This is a genomic window from Mesorhizobium zhangyense, assembly GCF_011045115.1.
Taxonomy (GTDB): Bacteria; Pseudomonadota; Alphaproteobacteria; order Rhizobiales; family Rhizobiaceae; genus Mesorhizobium_M; species Mesorhizobium_M zhangyense.
The window spans coordinates 233088-247031 of sequence record NZ_JAAKZG010000003.1; the positions used below are offsets into that span (position 1 = coordinate 233088).

15 protein-coding genes and 1 other RNA gene are annotated in these 13944 nt (G+C 60.8%); 1 reads left to right on the plus strand and 15 read right to left on the minus strand.

Annotation, left to right across the window (positions count from 1 at the left end):
- Position 1: 1 nt before the first annotated feature.
- From mraY to mraZ, 7 genes are read right to left on the minus strand one after another with little or no spacing between them, the layout of a single operon-like run.
- On the minus strand, positions 2-1084 hold the full coding sequence (mraY, locus tag G6N74_RS07960) for a phospho-N-acetylmuramoyl-pentapeptide-transferase (protein WP_165116112.1): 1083 nt from the start codon (positions 1082-1084) through the stop codon (positions 2-4).
- A 24-nt stretch (positions 1085-1108) separates the two neighbouring features.
- Complete coding sequence (locus G6N74_RS07965; RefSeq protein WP_165116114.1) at positions 1109-2542, minus strand: UDP-N-acetylmuramoylalanyl-D-glutamyl-2,6-diaminopimelate--D-alanyl-D-alanine ligase; 1434 nt, start codon at positions 2540-2542, stop codon at positions 1109-1111.
- Positions 2539-3993: a UDP-N-acetylmuramoyl-L-alanyl-D-glutamate--2,6-diaminopimelate ligase gene (locus G6N74_RS07970; RefSeq protein ID WP_165116116.1), complete on the minus strand. Its 1455-nt coding sequence runs from the start codon at positions 3991-3993 to the stop codon at positions 2539-2541. Before G6N74_RS07970 ends, G6N74_RS07965 begins: the two co-directional genes overlap by 4 nt.
- A gap of 53 nt (positions 3994-4046) precedes the next feature.
- Entirely contained in the window at positions 4047-5765 is a 1719-nt protein-coding gene (locus G6N74_RS07975) for a peptidoglycan D,D-transpeptidase FtsI family protein (protein ID WP_165116118.1), read from the minus strand.
- Complete coding sequence (gene ftsL / locus G6N74_RS07980; RefSeq protein ID WP_165116120.1) at positions 5762-6136, minus strand: cell division protein FtsL; 375 nt, start codon at positions 6134-6136, stop codon at positions 5762-5764. Before ftsL ends, G6N74_RS07975 begins: the two co-directional genes overlap by 4 nt.
- A 7-nt stretch (positions 6137-6143) precedes the next feature.
- On the minus strand, positions 6144-7154 hold the full coding sequence (rsmH, locus tag G6N74_RS07985; protein ID WP_165116122.1) for a 16S rRNA (cytosine(1402)-N(4))-methyltransferase RsmH: 1011 nt from the start codon (positions 7152-7154) through the stop codon (positions 6144-6146).
- A complete protein-coding gene (mraZ, locus tag G6N74_RS07990) occupies positions 7151-7615 on the minus strand; it encodes a division/cell wall cluster transcriptional repressor MraZ (RefSeq protein ID WP_165116124.1) in 465 nt (154 codons plus the stop codon). The genes rsmH and mraZ overlap by 4 nt, the downstream gene beginning before the upstream one ends.
- Before the next feature lie 403 nt (positions 7616-8018).
- On the opposite strand from mraZ, the gene G6N74_RS07995 reads away from it, so the two are divergent.
- Positions 8019-9134: a cystathionine gamma-lyase gene (locus G6N74_RS07995; RefSeq protein WP_165116126.1), complete on the plus strand. Its 1116-nt coding sequence runs from the start codon at positions 8019-8021 to the stop codon at positions 9132-9134.
- Positions 9135-9141: 7 nt separating this feature from the next.
- Here G6N74_RS07995 and G6N74_RS08000 read toward each other — a convergent pair whose 3' ends face one another.
- From G6N74_RS08000 to G6N74_RS08035, 8 genes are all read right to left on the minus strand, one after another.
- Positions 9142-9435: a type II toxin-antitoxin system RelE/ParE family toxin gene (locus G6N74_RS08000; protein ID WP_165116128.1), complete on the minus strand. Its 294-nt coding sequence runs from the start codon at positions 9433-9435 to the stop codon at positions 9142-9144.
- A complete protein-coding gene (locus tag G6N74_RS08005; RefSeq protein ID WP_165116130.1) occupies positions 9435-9713 on the minus strand; it encodes a type II toxin-antitoxin system ParD family antitoxin in 279 nt (92 codons plus the stop codon). The genes G6N74_RS08000 and G6N74_RS08005 overlap by 1 nt, the downstream gene beginning before the upstream one ends.
- Before the next feature lie 151 nt (positions 9714-9864).
- An RNA gene (gene rnpB, locus G6N74_RS08010) (RNase P RNA component class A) lies at positions 9865-10264 on the minus strand.
- A 158-nt stretch (positions 10265-10422) separates the two neighbouring features.
- Positions 10423-11145, minus strand: a complete 723-nt coding sequence (locus G6N74_RS08015) for a transglycosylase SLT domain-containing protein (protein WP_165116132.1) — start codon at positions 11143-11145, stop codon at positions 10423-10425.
- Between the two features lie 189 nt (positions 11146-11334).
- The gene (locus tag G6N74_RS08020; RefSeq protein ID WP_165116134.1) at positions 11335-12099 is read right to left on the minus strand and encodes an N-acetylmuramoyl-L-alanine amidase; all 765 of its coding nucleotides are present in this window, start codon (positions 12097-12099) and stop codon (positions 11335-11337) included.
- Entirely contained in the window at positions 12096-12815 is a 720-nt protein-coding gene (locus tag G6N74_RS08025) for a J domain-containing protein (protein WP_165116136.1), read from the minus strand. Before G6N74_RS08025 ends, G6N74_RS08020 begins: the two co-directional genes overlap by 4 nt.
- A gap of 135 nt (positions 12816-12950) precedes the next feature.
- Entirely contained in the window at positions 12951-13157 is a 207-nt protein-coding gene (locus G6N74_RS08030; protein WP_165116138.1) for a hypothetical protein, read from the minus strand.
- A 155-nt stretch (positions 13158-13312) separates the two neighbouring features.
- Positions 13313-13834, minus strand: coding sequence for a winged helix DNA-binding protein (locus G6N74_RS08035; protein WP_165116140.1), 522 nt, complete (start codon positions 13832-13834; stop codon positions 13313-13315).
- Between the last annotated feature and the right edge of the window lie 110 nt (positions 13835-13944).

The window sequence follows — 13944 nt, forward strand, 5'->3', positions numbered from 1 at the left end:
TCTACCGCAACTTTAGGGTCGACAAGCCGACCAGCGCAAGAATGACCGCGATGATCCAGAAACGGATCACGACCTGGCTTTCCGTCCAGCCAAGCTTCTCGAAATGATGGTGGATCGGCGCCATCAGGAACACGCGCTTTCCGGTCATCTTGAAGAAGCCGACCTGGATGATCACCGACAGCGCCTCCATGACGAACAGGCCGCCGATGATGGCCAGCACGATCTCGTGCTTGGTCGCCACCGCAATCGTGCCGATGAGCCCGCCCATTGCCAGTGAGCCGGTGTCGCCCATGAAAATTGCGGCCGGCGGTGCGTTGAACCAGAGGAAGCCGAGACCCGCGCCAATGACTGCGCCGAGGATCACCGCGAGTTCGCCGGTACCGGGCACGAAATGGATCTGCAGGTATTCGGCGAATACCGCGTTACCGGAGAGATAGGCGATGACGCCGAAGGAAGCCGCCGCAATCATGATCGGCACGATGGCCAGCCCGTCCAGCCCGTCAGTGAGATTGACCGCGTTACCCGCCCCCACAATCACGATGCAGGCGAAAGGAATGAAGAACCAGCCGAGATTGATCAGCAAATCCTTGATGAAGGGGAATGTCAGCGAGGACGAGAATGGCTCCTGCCCCGCATGCATGATCGCCCAGCCGGCGATTGCCGCGATGACGAATTCGATTGCCAGCCGCGCCTTGCCGGAAAAGCCTAGATGCGATTGCTTCGTCACCTTCAGATAGTCGTCGTAGAAGCCGATCGCGCCGAAGCCCAGCGTCACCAGAAGCACGATCCAGACATAGGCGCTGGTGATGTTGGCCCATAGCAGCGACGAACCGACGATGCCCGAGATGATCATCAGGCCGCCCATGGTCGGCGTGCCGGCCTTCTTGAAATGGGTCTGCGGCCCGTCGGCGCGGATCGGCTGGCCCTTGCCCTGCCTGACCCTCAGAGAATTGATGATCATCGGCCCGAAGATGAAGACGATCAGCGCCGAGGTGATCAGCGCGCCGCCGGTACGGAACGTGATATAGCGAAAGACGTTGAAGGCCGAAAAATGGTCCGCAAAATCAACCAGTAAAGTAAGCATCTAAGGCCTTTCCCCGGACCGCGATCAGCTGTTTGCAGTGCTTCCGGCCTGCGCCGGGAACTTTTCGAGAAGCGCATCGACCAGTTTCGAAAACCCGATGCCCTTCGATGATTTGATCATGATGACGTCGCCCGGACGGATCGCCTTGATCAGAACCGGCTTGAGGTCCTGCGCGCTTGCCCGGTACTCCGTGTGAAAATCGCTCGGCAGAACTTCCGCCAGCGCCTTGATCTCCGGCCCGGCGAGAAAGACGCGATTGGTCTTGCCTTCGGTGACAAGCTCGGCCAACGCCGCGTGCAGCTTCGCCGAATGCTCGCCAAGCTCCAGCATATCGCCCAGAACCGCGACGCGCCGTCCCTCTCCCGAAACCGGCGTCGCCTCCAGCAGAGCCATCGCGGCTTTCATGGATGCCGGATTGGCGTTGTAGCTCTCATCGATCAGCGTGAATGGTCCCTCGCGGTGACGCAGCACATGGCGTTGGCCGCGACCGCGCTCCGGCACCAGATCTTCGAGCGCCAAAGCCACCTTGGTCACGTCTGCGCCGGCAAGTTGCGCGGCACCGAGAACCGCCAGAACGTTCTGGACGATGTGGCGGCCGGGCGCGCCGATCTTGGCTGCGACCTCCTGGCCCATCACCTTCGCCGTCATGATCGAATGGTCGGCATGAAGCACGAAATTGGTGAGTTTTACCTGCGCCCGCACATGCTCGCCGAAACCGACGACATTTTCGACGCCCGCCGTATGCGCCAGCTTTTCCAGCAGCTTGAAGCGGGCATCGTCACGGTTGATGAGTGCCGTGCCATGCGGCTCGATGCCTTCGAAAATCTCCGCCTTGGCCTTGGCGATATCGTCGAGGCTCTTGAAATGACCGAGATGCGCCGCCGCGATGGCGGTGATGATCGCGATATGCGGCCTCACCATCTTCACCAGCGGGCGGATTTCATTTTCGTGGTTCATGCCGATCTCGAAGATGGCGTAGTCGCAATCTTCCGGCATGCGGGCGAGCGTCAGCGGCACGCCCCAATGGTTGTTGAAGGACGCGGCCGAGGCATGCACCTTGCCCACAGCCGAAAGCCCGTGACGCAGCGCTTCCTTGGTGCTGGTCTTGCCGACCGAGCCGGTCACCGCGATGATTTTGGCCTGCGCGCGGGCGCGTGCTGCGATGCCGGCCTTTTCGAGCGCAACCAGCACGTCCGGCACGACGATCATCGGCGCGGTCAGCCGGCCGAGCGCCGGCAGCTTGCCTTCGGCTACGACCAGCAGGCCGGCACCTGCCTTGACCGCAGCGGTTGCGAAATCATGGCCGTCCATGGCCTCGCCCTTGATGGCAAAGAACGCCTCTCCCGGCTTCAGGCTGCGGCTGTCGATGGAAATGCCGGTTATGCCGTCAGGCATATGCCCGAGCGGGCGACCGTCCATTGCAGCAACCAGCGCATCAGAGGTCCAGAGCAAGCTCATGCCGCGAGCTCCCGGAGAGCCTGCCGCACTTCTTCATGATCCGAGAACGGGAAGGTTTCGGCGCCGATGGTCTGGCCCTCTTCATGGCCTTTTCCGGCGACAATCAGCGTATCGCCGGCGTGAAGCATGGAAATCGCTTCACGGATAGCGGCGCGGCGGTCTGCGATTTCGACGGCATCGGGAGCGGCGGCCAGAATGGCGGCGCGGATCGTCTCGGGCACTTCCGAGCGTGGATTGTCGTCGGTGACGATGGTGACATCGGCGAGACGTGTCGCGATCTCGCCCATGATCGGACGCTTGCCGCGGTCGCGGTCGCCGCCGCAACCGAACACCACGACGACACGGCCAGTCGTGAAAGGCCGCACCGATGCCAGCACATTCTCCAGCGCATCAGGCTTGTGCGCATAGTCGACATAGATCGGCGCGCCCTCAGTGGTGGTGCCGACGAGATCCAGCCTGCCGGGAGCGCCCTTGAGCTTTTCGAGTGCACCAAGCGCTTTTGCAGCATCCGTGCCCGTAGCAATGGCAAGACCGGCAGCGACCAGCGCATTGTAAATCTGAAAATCGCCGGCCAGCGGCAGGTCGATTTCGTGAATAATGCCGCCGGCTTCGATCTCCGCACGCTGGCGATAGCGCTCATGCTCGACGCGCTTCAGGCGCAGGAAGTCGCCATGGCGGCCGACGGTCAGCACTTCGAGCCCTGCCGCCCCGGCGGCATCGATGGTCGGCTGCGACCACGGATCGTCGGCAAAGATCACCGCCGGCGCGCCTTTCGGCAGCAACGTGTCGAACAGGCGAAGCTTTGCCTGATGATATTCCTCGACCGTCGGATGGTAATCCATATGGTCGCGGCCGAGATTGGTGAAGCCGCCGGCGGCAAGCTTGACGCCATCAAGCCGGCGCTGGTCCAGGCCATGGCTGGAAGCTTCCATCGAGGCATGGGTCACGCCGGCCTTGGCCAATTCCGACAGTAGGCGATGCAGTTCGACCGGATCGGGCGTCGTCAGCGAGCCATATTCGTTGCGGCCAGGAGCGACGACGCCGGTGGTGCCGATGCTGGCGGCTGCGAAGCCCGCCCGCTCCCAAATCTGCCGGGTGAATGCCGCCACGGAAGTCTTGCCGCTGGTGCCGGTGACGGCGACCATGGTTTCGGGCTGGCCGCTGAACAGGCGCGCCGCAAGCAGCGCCAGCGCACGCCTCGGGTCGTCCACCGAAAGCACCGGGATAGAGGGAGAACCCAACCGCGCGCCCTTGGCGGCGACGATCACTGCCGCACCACGCTTTTCGGCGTCAGCGGCATAAACCGCGCCGTCGGCCTTGGTGCCGGCCACGGCCACGAAGATGTCGCCAGTCTGTATCGTGCGGGAGTCCGAAGAAACGCCGCCCGTCTCCAGATCGCCTGGAAATGTCCCTTCAACAGGCAGGATACCGGCAAGTTCTTTCAGCTTCATCGAAGTCCGTTCGTCATAAACAAATGGCGCGCTTTGCCGGCGCGCCTCGAGAATCATTGGTACGAAACCAGCTTAGCTTCAGTTTCATGGCCGAAATCTGGCTGTACGCCAAGAAAGGAAGCAGAACGCCTGATGATATTCGACACGATAGGTGCCGCATTGAACCCCGCCGTCGCGCCCGCGCCGGGCTTTTCGGGCTTCGGTTCATCGATAATGCTGAGCACGATGTATTGCGGGTCTTCCATCGGGAAGGCCGCGACGAAAGCGTTGAACCGGACAGTCGAAGAGTAACGGCCGTTCACGACCTTTTCGGCGGTGCCGGTCTTGCCGCCGACGCGATAGCCGGGGACTGCAGCGCGCTTGCCGGAGCCGCCGGGCGCGGTCGCGTTCAAACGGTAGAGATAGCGCATATCCTCGCCGGTCTTCTCCTTTATCACCCGCGTGGCCACGGCGTCGGCCTGCGCCTGCGTGCGTGGCAGGAATGTCGGCTCGAACAGCAGGCCGCCATTCATTAGTGCAGCGGCGCCGACAGCCGTCTGCAACGGGGTCGTCGACATGCCGTGGCCGAAGGCGATGGTGATCGAATGCACCTTCTTCCAGACTTTCGGCTCGGACGGGCGCGCCACTTCCGGAAGTTCGGTTTTCATGCGGTCGAGAAGGCCGATGCGCTTCAGGAACTCACGGTGTCCCTCGATGCCGACCACGTCAGCCTCGCGGGCCGAGCCGATGTTCGACGAATAGATGAACACTTCCGGCACGGTCAGAATGCGGCCCTTGCCATGAAAATCGCGGATCGTCTGGCGGCCGATGGTGATCGGCCGGCGCGCGTCGAAGGTGCTGTTGAGCGTCACCTTGCCCGAATCCAGCGCCATCGCGGTAGTGAAGCTCTTGATGGTCGAGCCCATCTCGTAAGTGCCTGCCGACATGCGGTTCAGGTGATCCTTGTCGAGCGCGTTGTAGGGATTGTTCGGGTCGAAGTCGGGCACGGACGCCATGGCCAGAACTTCGCCGGTCTTGGCGTTGAGAACGACCGCACCAGCCGCAATGGCGTGAAATTTTTCCATCGCGCGGGAGACCTCGTCGCGCACGATATGCTGCACACGAAGATCGATCGAAAGCCGCACCGGCTTCAGGTCCTTCGGGACTGCCAGACCCGAGGCCTGCAAGTCGGCAAGGCCCTGATCGTCGATATACTTCTCCATTCCGGCGATGCCCTGATTATCGATATTGGTCAGGCCAAGAATGTGCGAGGCGGTCGGGCCGCCCGGATAGAAGCGCCGCTTTTCCGTGCGGAAACCGATGCCCGGCAAGCCGAGCTGCATGATGTCGTTCTGCTGCTTGGGCGAAAGCTGGCGCTTCAGCCAGACAAAGCCGGTGCCGCTCTTCAGCTTGTTGTAGGTCTGCTCGACCTCGATGTCGGGCAACACGGTCTGGAGCTTCTCGATCACCTCGTCGGCATCGACGATGCGGCGGGGTTCGGCAAACAGCGAAGCCGTCTTGATGTCGGTGGCGAGAATTTCGCCGTTGCGGTCGACGATATCGGGCCGCGACGCGGTGACCCGCGAGACGGGACCACCCGAAGCTTCCGGGTCCTGGAAGCCGAGATAGACGAGCCGTCCGGCGATGGTTGCGTATATGCCCAGGAACACCGCCATGGTCATGACCACGCGGTTTTTCGACCGTCCGCCTGTCGCCTTGCGCGCGCCGTCGACGACGATCGACGCCGTTGAGGATTCAGCCTTCGAGATACGCTTGCGCCAGAACTTCTTCATTGAGTCACCGCCCCCGTCACGGTCTTGTCGGTTCCGCTGTCGGCCATGCCGCCGAGCCGCTGCGTCGAGAAATCCGGTATGTCGACGGGACGCGCCGGCAGATCGTCCAGGCTGACGATCTGACGACCTTCCACCGGCTGAAGCTGAAGCTGGGACTGGTACAATTCCGACAGCTTCTGCAGGCGGGCGGGCTGGGTCAGCAGGCTCCAGTCGGCCTTCAGCAGATCGATGGAGTCTTCCTCGAAGCGTATCTGCTGCTCGATCTTGCGCGCGGCGTCGAGCTGGGTTTCCGCATCATGCTTGGTCTTGTAGGTGAAGGCGGCTGCCGAAACCATGACCGCGATGAGAACGATGTCGCTTGTGCGGAACATGATACTCTTACCTCTCAAGCCGGATTTCTGGGAGTTTGGGCAGGCCGAAGATCGAAAGATCGTCGGAACGCGCCGGCGCTTCCGTGCGGATCGCGGCACGCAGCTTGGCGGAACGTGCGCGGGGATTTGCTTCAATCTCGGCTTCGGAAGGTCCAACCGCACCACCCGATTTTTCGAAGGTAGCGACCTTGACCTGCGTTTCAGGCATGTAACGCGAGCCGGCAGCGCTGCCGGAACGATTGACGATGAAGCGCTTGACGATGCGATCCTCAAGCGAATGGAAAGTCACGACGACCAGCCGACCGCCGGGCTTCAGCGCCCGCTCGGCGGCAAACAGCGCGCGCGCCAGTTCGCCAAGCTCGTCATTGACGTAAATGCGCAGCGCCTGGAAGACGCGCGTCGCCGGATGGATCTTGTCCTTCGGATTGCGCCCGACATGATCGGCGATCGACTCGGCCAGATCGCGCGTGCGCTCAAAAAAGCGTACGGCACGACGCTTCTCGATCATGCGCGCGATGCGTCCCGCATGACGCTCCTCGCCGAGAAAGCCAAAGATGCGGGCAAGATCGCCCGACTTGAAGCGGTTGACGACATCGGCAGCACTGAGACCGGCCTGCGCCATGCGCATGTCGAGCGGCCCGTCGAAGCGGAAGGAAAAGCCGCGCTCGGCCTGGTCGAGCTGCATCGAGGAAACGCCGATATCGAGCACGACGCCATCAACGCCCTGCGCATAATCGTCAAGCTGCGAGAACGGCCCGTGCACCAGTTGCAGGCGGCCGCCCGATTGCGCTTCCAGCTCCCGCCCGGCGGCAATCGCATCAGGATCGCGATCCACCGCGACGACATTCGCACCCTGCGCCAGAATTGCCTTCGTATAACCACCGGCGCCGAAAGTGCCATCGACGACCCTGTCGCCGGCCTTCAGAGCCAGTGCTGCGATCACCTCATCGAGCAGAACCGGAATGTGGGGAGCCGATCCGCCAACGGCATGATCGTCATCACCATCGCTCGTCATCATTCCGTCTCCTCCACCGGCTTTGCGCCCGCCCCCTGCCGAAGCTTCAAGAGCCGCGCCCGCACTTCCGCGCCATAGGCGCGCAGGCGTTCCGGTTCCCACATCTGGAAGAAATTGCCACGACCCACGAACACCACCTCCGAGGAGATGCCGGTGTGCTCGCGCATGAAATCCGAGACCGTTATGCGGCCGTCCTGATCCAGTTTCAGGAACATCCCGTCGCCATGACAGAAGAAGGACATGTCGTCCGCAGTTTGAAGGAATGGGTCTTCCTGCGCGATGCGCTGCTCGTAGCGATCCAGAAGATCGAGCCCGCCGACATCCAGCGCCGGAATATCCAGTGCACGCAGGGCATAGAGTTCCGAGTAACCGCGCTTCTGCACGACCGAACGGAAGTGCGCCGGAACCGAGACCCGGCCCTTGGCATCGATCCTGTTCACCGCATTGGACAGAAACCGGTCCATCAATTGATACAGCCGCCCCCGTCGCGTCGCTTGCCATCTTGTCCCCCGCGTTGTCGCAACGCGGTGCCTTCGCACCCGGATCCCTGCTTTCGAATGCTAAAAGATCGCCCCGCGCGACCGCCGCGACTGCTCGCTTGGGGAACGCTTCACTCGGGACTGGAACGAAGTCTTGATTGTCCGAATGGGATAGCATGGGCCAATATGGGCGTCAACGGGAGCGGGCTACACAACGACTGCCACGCCGCCGCTTTCGGCGGCTTTGACGGCATTGCCACCTTTATCGTCCATTAAGCCTAACGAACCGTTTAGAAGTGTCTGGCCCAGCACCACTCACCTTGCCCGCGCCAAGCGATCGACATAGCGTTGCGACGAACCGCAAAACTCTGGAAAGCGCAGCAAAAACATGTCCGAAAACAGCCAATCGCGCGCCGCAACACTTGCCCATCTGCGCGGCAGAAAGCTCGAACGCGGCGAGCCGGTCCCCCTGCCGCTGACGATGTCGGCAACGTTTCATGCGCCCGGTGATTCGACCGGCTTTCATCAATATGGCCGCTTTTCCAATCCGACCTGGGATGCAGTCGAGGAACTACTTACCCATCTGGAAGACGCGCCCAGCGTCGCCTTCCCCTCCGGCATGGCAGCGATCGCAGCAGTATTCTTTGCGTTGCTCAAATCCGGCGACCGCATTCTCCTGCCTGCCGACGGCTATCACACAACCCGCATTCTTGCCGACAGGTTCCTCGGCAAGCTCGGCGTCGAACTGGATGTCCGGTCCACCGCGACCTTCCTCGATGGCGGATTTGCAGGCTATCGGCTGGTCTTCGTCGAGACGCCATCAAACCCGACACTCGACATCTGCGATATCACCGCGGTTGCAGAAGCCGTTCACGCGGCCGGCGCGATCCTCGTCGCCGACAACACCACCATGACGCCCTACGGCCAGCGCCCGCTCGACCTCGGCGCGGATATCGTCGTGGCAGCCGACACCAAGGCGCCGAACGGCCATTCCGACGCCCTGTTCGGCCATGTCGCCAGCCGCGACGCCGATATCATCACCGCCATCAAGGACTGGCGCCAGACCTCCGGCAGCATTCCGAGCCCGTTCGATGCGTGGCTGGTGCATCGCGGCCTCGAAACGCTGGAAGTGCGGTTCGACCGCATGTGCTCGTCCGCCGAGCTGATTGCGCGACGCCTGAAGGCGCATCCGGCAGTAAAACTCGTGCGCTTTCCGGGGCTGGAAGGCGATGCTTCGCACAATCTCGCCCGCGCCCAGATGGAACGCTTCGGCTTTCTGGTCAGCATCGTGCTTGCTTCGGAGGATCAGGCCGAGGATTTCATCAATGGCTGCACTCTGATGCAGGCGGCCACCTCCTTCGGCAGCGTCCATACCTCGGCCGAACGCCGCAACAAGCGCGGCGACGCGGTGCCACCGGGCTTTGTGCGCATTGCGATAGGCTGCGAGCCGGTGGAGGAGCTTTGGATGGCGATCAAGGCTTCGCTGGATAAAGTGAGCGGCTGAAAATCGGCTAGGCTTCAAGATCGTCGGCGGTGATATCGCGTTTGCCGTGGAGAATGCGGAGGATCAACACATGGCCGTCGTCAACACGATAAAATGCGATGTACGTACCCATGACCAAGTGCCGGATACCCGGCAGGACGTCTTCTCGACCGGCACCTGAATAAGGCTGCGTTGCAAGAAGTTCCCATTGATCTACGAAACGCCTGAGCAGCTTGACTGCAGCCTGAGGATTCAGCTCGCCGATATAGTTGGCGATCGCTTCAATATCTGCCTGGGCTTCTGGCGCAAGACGATAACTCATCAGGACTTATCGCCGCCTGCAGTCCTCTCATGCTTTGAGATGAGATCATTCATGAAGGAAGGTCCGTCAATTCCCGGCCCGCTATCAATCCCCTCCTGGATTAACGCCCGCAACTCTTCGATCGAATAACCGAACAGGTCACGACGCTCCTTCCACTGGCGCAGTGCATCGCGGATGACTTCGCTGGCTGACGCGTATTCGCCCGCCGCAACGGCGTCATCGACACTCGCCGCGAGTTCCGGCGAGAGCGTGATGCTACGCTTGTCGACATGTCCCATGGCGCATCTCCTTTGACCAAAATGGTACGATTAAATCGTACCATTTTCAAGAAGTACCATCAGCAAGACAAACCGATTCATCGCGCGAACTCGATGAATCGACGCACCTAAAAAATCTCGCAAGCCGCTGAAACGGAAGAGTTTAAGTTAAAATGCCAGCCGGCCTATAAGCCGGGTTTTGTATGGCCCTTGTGCCTTGCGGCGCAAAAACGTGGCGACCATTCGTCTTGGACGCATGTTGCCATGCGCCTCATGCAACCTACCCGGATGGCGGGGCCGGAAACAGCCCTGAGAGGTTTCCCCCTCATACCATCCCTATTCGGTTTTGCTCCCGGTGGGGTTTACCTTGCCGCTCCTGTTGCCAGTCGCGCGGTGGGCTCTTACCCCACCCTTTCACCCTTACCGCGCAAAGCGCGGCGGTTTGCTTTCTGTGGCACTTTCCCTGGGGTCGCCCCCGCCGGTCGTTATCCGGCACCGTGTTTCCATGGAGCCCGGACTTTCCTCACCCGCAGCCTTTCGGCTCTCGCTGGTGCGGCCGCCCGGCCGGCTGGCAATGCGTATAAAGGGGTTCGCGCCCGAAAAGGCAAATGAAAAAGCCTGCTTTTTCAAGCAGGCTTCATGCATTCCACCGCAATGGTGCTCAGAGGTCGTTTGATAACTCGCCCTGCCGCGTCAGATGACCGTCAGGGTAGAGTTAGCAGGCGGCCTCTCAGTTCATGGCCAGCTGCTGCTTCACCTTGCTGCAATAGGCCGACGAAACGGGGTTCATGCGGGTGGCGGCATGGCCGGCATTGTACTTCAGAACCGTGCCGCAGGTGGTGCCGCCGCCCAGCGAATGGGCCATGGCCAGATACTTCATGCCGAACTTGATGTTGGTCTCGGGATTGAACAATCCGGCAGTGCCGCCGCTGTAGCCCATCATGCGGGCCGTCGAGGGCTTGATCTGCATCAGCCCGATTTCGCCGGCGCTGCCGCGCGCATTCGGGTTGTAATTGCTTTCGACGCGGATGACGGCGTGGGCGAGCGACACCGGCACGCCATAGGTTGCGGCGTAACGGGCAACGATGCTGCTATACTGCGTGCCGGCGTATTTCTGGGTGCTCGCGCCCTTCTTGCCGATCGAAGCGGTCTGCGTCATGTCGATCTCGGTCTTCTTGCCGCTCTTGCGGCTCTTCATGACCACCTGCCTGACCTTCGAACCACTCTTGTGAGCCTTGGCCTTCTTCACGCCAGTCGTCTTCTTAACGCTCGTAGTCTTCTTCACGTCGGGCTTCGAGACTTTCGCGTCCGCGACCTTGACGTTCGCCTTTCCCTTGACCGAAGGCACGACGACGACATTTTCATCTTTTCTTGTGGAAGCGGCCTCCGCATTCGCGGCAAAGCCTATCAAGCCGGCAGCAAAAGCTGCCGTGAGAACGGTCAGTTTCTTCATGATTACCTAATCTGTTTATTGGCCGCGCGAAGAAATCACGCAGCAAACCCTTACTCAACGGCAAGCTATCTTGGGGACATCTTCACCATCTGCACGGCGATGGGTTTGCCGGTCGATTTGGCGGCAATGAAGGCCGGCAAAGTAACTTTAGGTTACACTTTGTAACGCCAGCTCTATCGCCGGTATACTTCAGGTGGAACGGGCCGGCAGTTTGGACAGCAGGCGGCGCAGTGTTTCAACGGTGGCCGGGTCGGCAACGCCATCTACCCTGCTGACGCGAAAGTGGCGCTGGAACGCAGCGACCACTATTTCCGTCGAAAGGTCGAAAATTCCAGTGATTTCAATCCCATAGCCAAATAGCGCGAGCATCGATTGCAGCTGCTCGACAGCAACACCCTCATCCCCGGACTTCAGGCTCAAGCCCTTGCGCGTGCGGGCGGGCTCTACGAAATGACCAACGCCTGACTGTGCCAGAATTCGCCACGGAAATTTTTCGCCGGGGTCCACCTTGCGACCCGGTGCCACATCAGAATGCGCTAAAATTCTTTCCGGCACGATGCCGTGGCGCCCGGAAATTCCACCACAAAGCCCGATAACCGCCTCAATCTGCCTCTTCGGAAACGCTTTGTAGCCGAGCGTGTGGCCAGGATTGACGATCTCGATTCCGACCGACCAGGAGTTGATATCGGTCTCGCCGCGCCAGGAACTCTTGCCGGCGTGCCAGGCGCGATCGCTTTCGCGCACCATCTGAACGATGCGACCATCCTCGTGCACCAGATAATGCGACGACACCTCGCTGGCTGGATCGCACAGCCAGGCCTCGGCCGCCTCGCCCGTCGCCATCCCGGTGTAGTGGAGAATGATCATGTCCGGCCGGTTGGTGCCACGGCGCGGCGTGAAATTCGGTGATACGCGGATCTCGGCGCCGGGATGATCGGGCGGAAATCCGCTCATGCGGCGCGCGCTCCACGCTCGATCATATCGTAGGCGGCGTTTATCGCAGCGACGCGCGTCGTGGCGATCTTGATAAACTCCTCGGGCAAACCACGGCCGATCAGCTTGTCCGGATGGTTGTTGGCGACCAGCGTGAGATAATGCTTGCGCACATCCTTGAAAGGCTTTCCGCGCTCGATGCCGAGGACGACGTAAGGGTCGGCATCACCGAGATCGAGATGCCGCGACAGGATGGTTTGATAATGCGCCTCCTCGATTCGGAAAATCTCCGAAACGCGCTTCAGAAACAGGCTCTCGCGCTCATGCAGCAGACCGTCCGACTTGGCTATGTGGAACAATCCATCGAGGATATCTTCCAGCATTGCGCAGTTCTGATGGCCCGAGCCACAAAGCCCGGCCATGCGCTGGGCATAGACCTCAAAACCTGCGACATCCTGCTTGGCGAGATCGTAAAGCCGCGCGACATTGTGCGCTTCCTTCGGCGGAATCTCGAAAATCTCGCGAAAGGCGCGGATTTCGTCCTGCGTCACCACGCCGTCGGCTTTCGCCATCTTGGCCGATAGCGCGATCATCGCCACCGAAAAAGATACGCGGCGGCGCAGTTCGGCATCGCCCTCGAACACCGTACGCACCGCCTCGACCACATCGGCGATGCCGGATGCTGCGGAAGCGGAAACGCGGTTGATGAAGTCGCCTATGCTGGCCCAAATCGACATAAGCCGCTTCTTAAGGTGAAACGGCTTTCTTGGCGAGGCAGAATCCGAAGGTTGCGACAAAAGGAAAGGCCGGGTTTCCCCGGCCTTTCACAGCAGCCTGAGCCGCCCTACTCTGATTTACGCGTACTCAGTTGGTTACTGCGCAGGCGCGGCAGGCGGAGTGGTCGTACCGCTCGTACCCGTGCCCGCATCAGGTGCGGGAGCCGCTGCCGGCGGCGTTGCCGGTTCGGTCGTGGCGGGCGGTGTGGTGCTCTGCGTCGTCGTGCTGTCGGAGCTGTCGCTGCACGCGGCAATACCGAAAAGCGCGACGGCGGAAACTGACGCAAGAATAAGCTTCTTCATAATATCTCTCCTTCACAAACAACGCCTGATTTATCAGACGGTCGTGTTCAAAATGTGCAAACTATTGTTTGGGTTGCGTCACTTACGCTGACACGAAGAAACATTTCGTCAATTGCCGGAACACTTTAGCACTTCGGCAAATAGACTTTCCGTGCCTACAGACTCGCCGCACCCCGCGCCGCCTGATCGTATTGCCCGGATAATGCGCGCATGAGCGCTGCAATGCCGCTGACTTCAGCGTCATCGAATTTCAGCCCTTTAATGCTCGAAACCAGCAGCGCCTCGCGCACTTCGCGATAGCGCTGACATGCGGCAGCGCCCTCTTCCGTCACCTTGACGGTCTTTTCCTTGCCGCGCCGCCCGGTCTCGATCAGCCCGAACCCTTCCAGCTTCTTCAGCGCATAGGCCACCACATGAGTATCTTCGATGTTGTACATCATGCAGATGTCGGCCAGCGTCTTTTCGCGGCCCCGGTGGTTGGTGGCATGCAAAATGAGCACATCGAGCGGCGCGAGGCCCTGCAGTCCGGCCGCCCCCATGCAGCGCACCATCCAGCGCTGGAAGCCGTTGCCTAGCACCGTCAGCGCAAATTCCATCTCCGAAAGCGCCGGCATACCGCCATCAGCCAGATGCGCAGCCGCCACGATCGGACCGACGAGAGGTTTCGTTTCAGTCATCAGCGCATAACCTCATTTACATTTTATCGACAAAACATTGACGAAATGGCTTCGTTCTGCTGTATAGCAGTCATGGCCCTGATATCCAAGATCGCTTGCCGGGAGATGCT

Bases quoted from the DNA above. Each gene is read 5' to 3' on its own strand.
- G6N74_RS07975 (WP_165116118.1), bottom strand. From the start codon at position 5,765: ATGAAGAAGTTCTGGCGCAAGCGTATCTCGAAGGCTGAATCCTCAACG.
- G6N74_RS08015 (WP_165116132.1), bottom strand. From the start codon at position 11,145: ATGAAGAAACTGACCGTTCTCACGGCAGCTTTTGCTGCCGGCTTGATA.
- G6N74_RS07965 (WP_165116114.1), bottom strand. From the start codon at position 2,542: ATGAGCTTGCTCTGGACCTCTGATGCGCTGGTTGCTGCAATGGACGGT.
- rsmH (WP_165116122.1), bottom strand. From the start codon at position 7,154: ATGATGACGAGCGATGGTGATGACGATCATGCCGTTGGCGGATCGGCT.
- mraY (WP_165116112.1), bottom strand. From the start codon at position 1,084: ATGCTTACTTTACTGGTTGATTTTGCGGACCATTTTTCGGCCTTCAAC.
- mraZ (WP_165116124.1), bottom strand. From the start codon at position 7,615: ATGGACCGGTTTCTGTCCAATGCGGTGAACAGGATCGATGCCAAGGGC.
- G6N74_RS07970 (WP_165116116.1), bottom strand. From the start codon at position 3,993: ATGAAGCTGAAAGAACTTGCCGGTATCCTGCCTGTTGAAGGGACATTT.
- G6N74_RS08025 (WP_165116136.1), bottom strand. From the start codon at position 12,815: ATGTCGATTTGGGCCAGCATAGGCGACTTCATCAACCGCGTTTCCGCT.
- G6N74_RS08000 (WP_165116128.1), bottom strand. From the start codon at position 9,435: ATGAGTTATCGTCTTGCGCCAGAAGCCCAGGCAGATATTGAAGCGATC.
- G6N74_RS08030 (WP_165116138.1), bottom strand. From the start codon at position 13,157: ATGAAGAAGCTTATTCTTGCGTCAGTTTCCGCCGTCGCGCTTTTCGGT.
- G6N74_RS07995 (WP_165116126.1), top strand. From the start codon at position 8,019: ATGTCCGAAAACAGCCAATCGCGCGCCGCAACACTTGCCCATCTGCGC.
- G6N74_RS08020 (WP_165116134.1), bottom strand. From the start codon at position 12,099: ATGAGCGGATTTCCGCCCGATCATCCCGGCGCCGAGATCCGCGTATCA.
- G6N74_RS08035 (WP_165116140.1), bottom strand. From the start codon at position 13,834: ATGACTGAAACGAAACCTCTCGTCGGTCCGATCGTGGCGGCTGCGCAT.
- ftsL (WP_165116120.1), bottom strand. From the start codon at position 6,136: ATGTTCCGCACAAGCGACATCGTTCTCATCGCGGTCATGGTTTCGGCA.
- G6N74_RS08005 (WP_165116130.1), bottom strand. From the start codon at position 9,713: ATGGGACATGTCGACAAGCGTAGCATCACGCTCTCGCCGGAACTCGCG.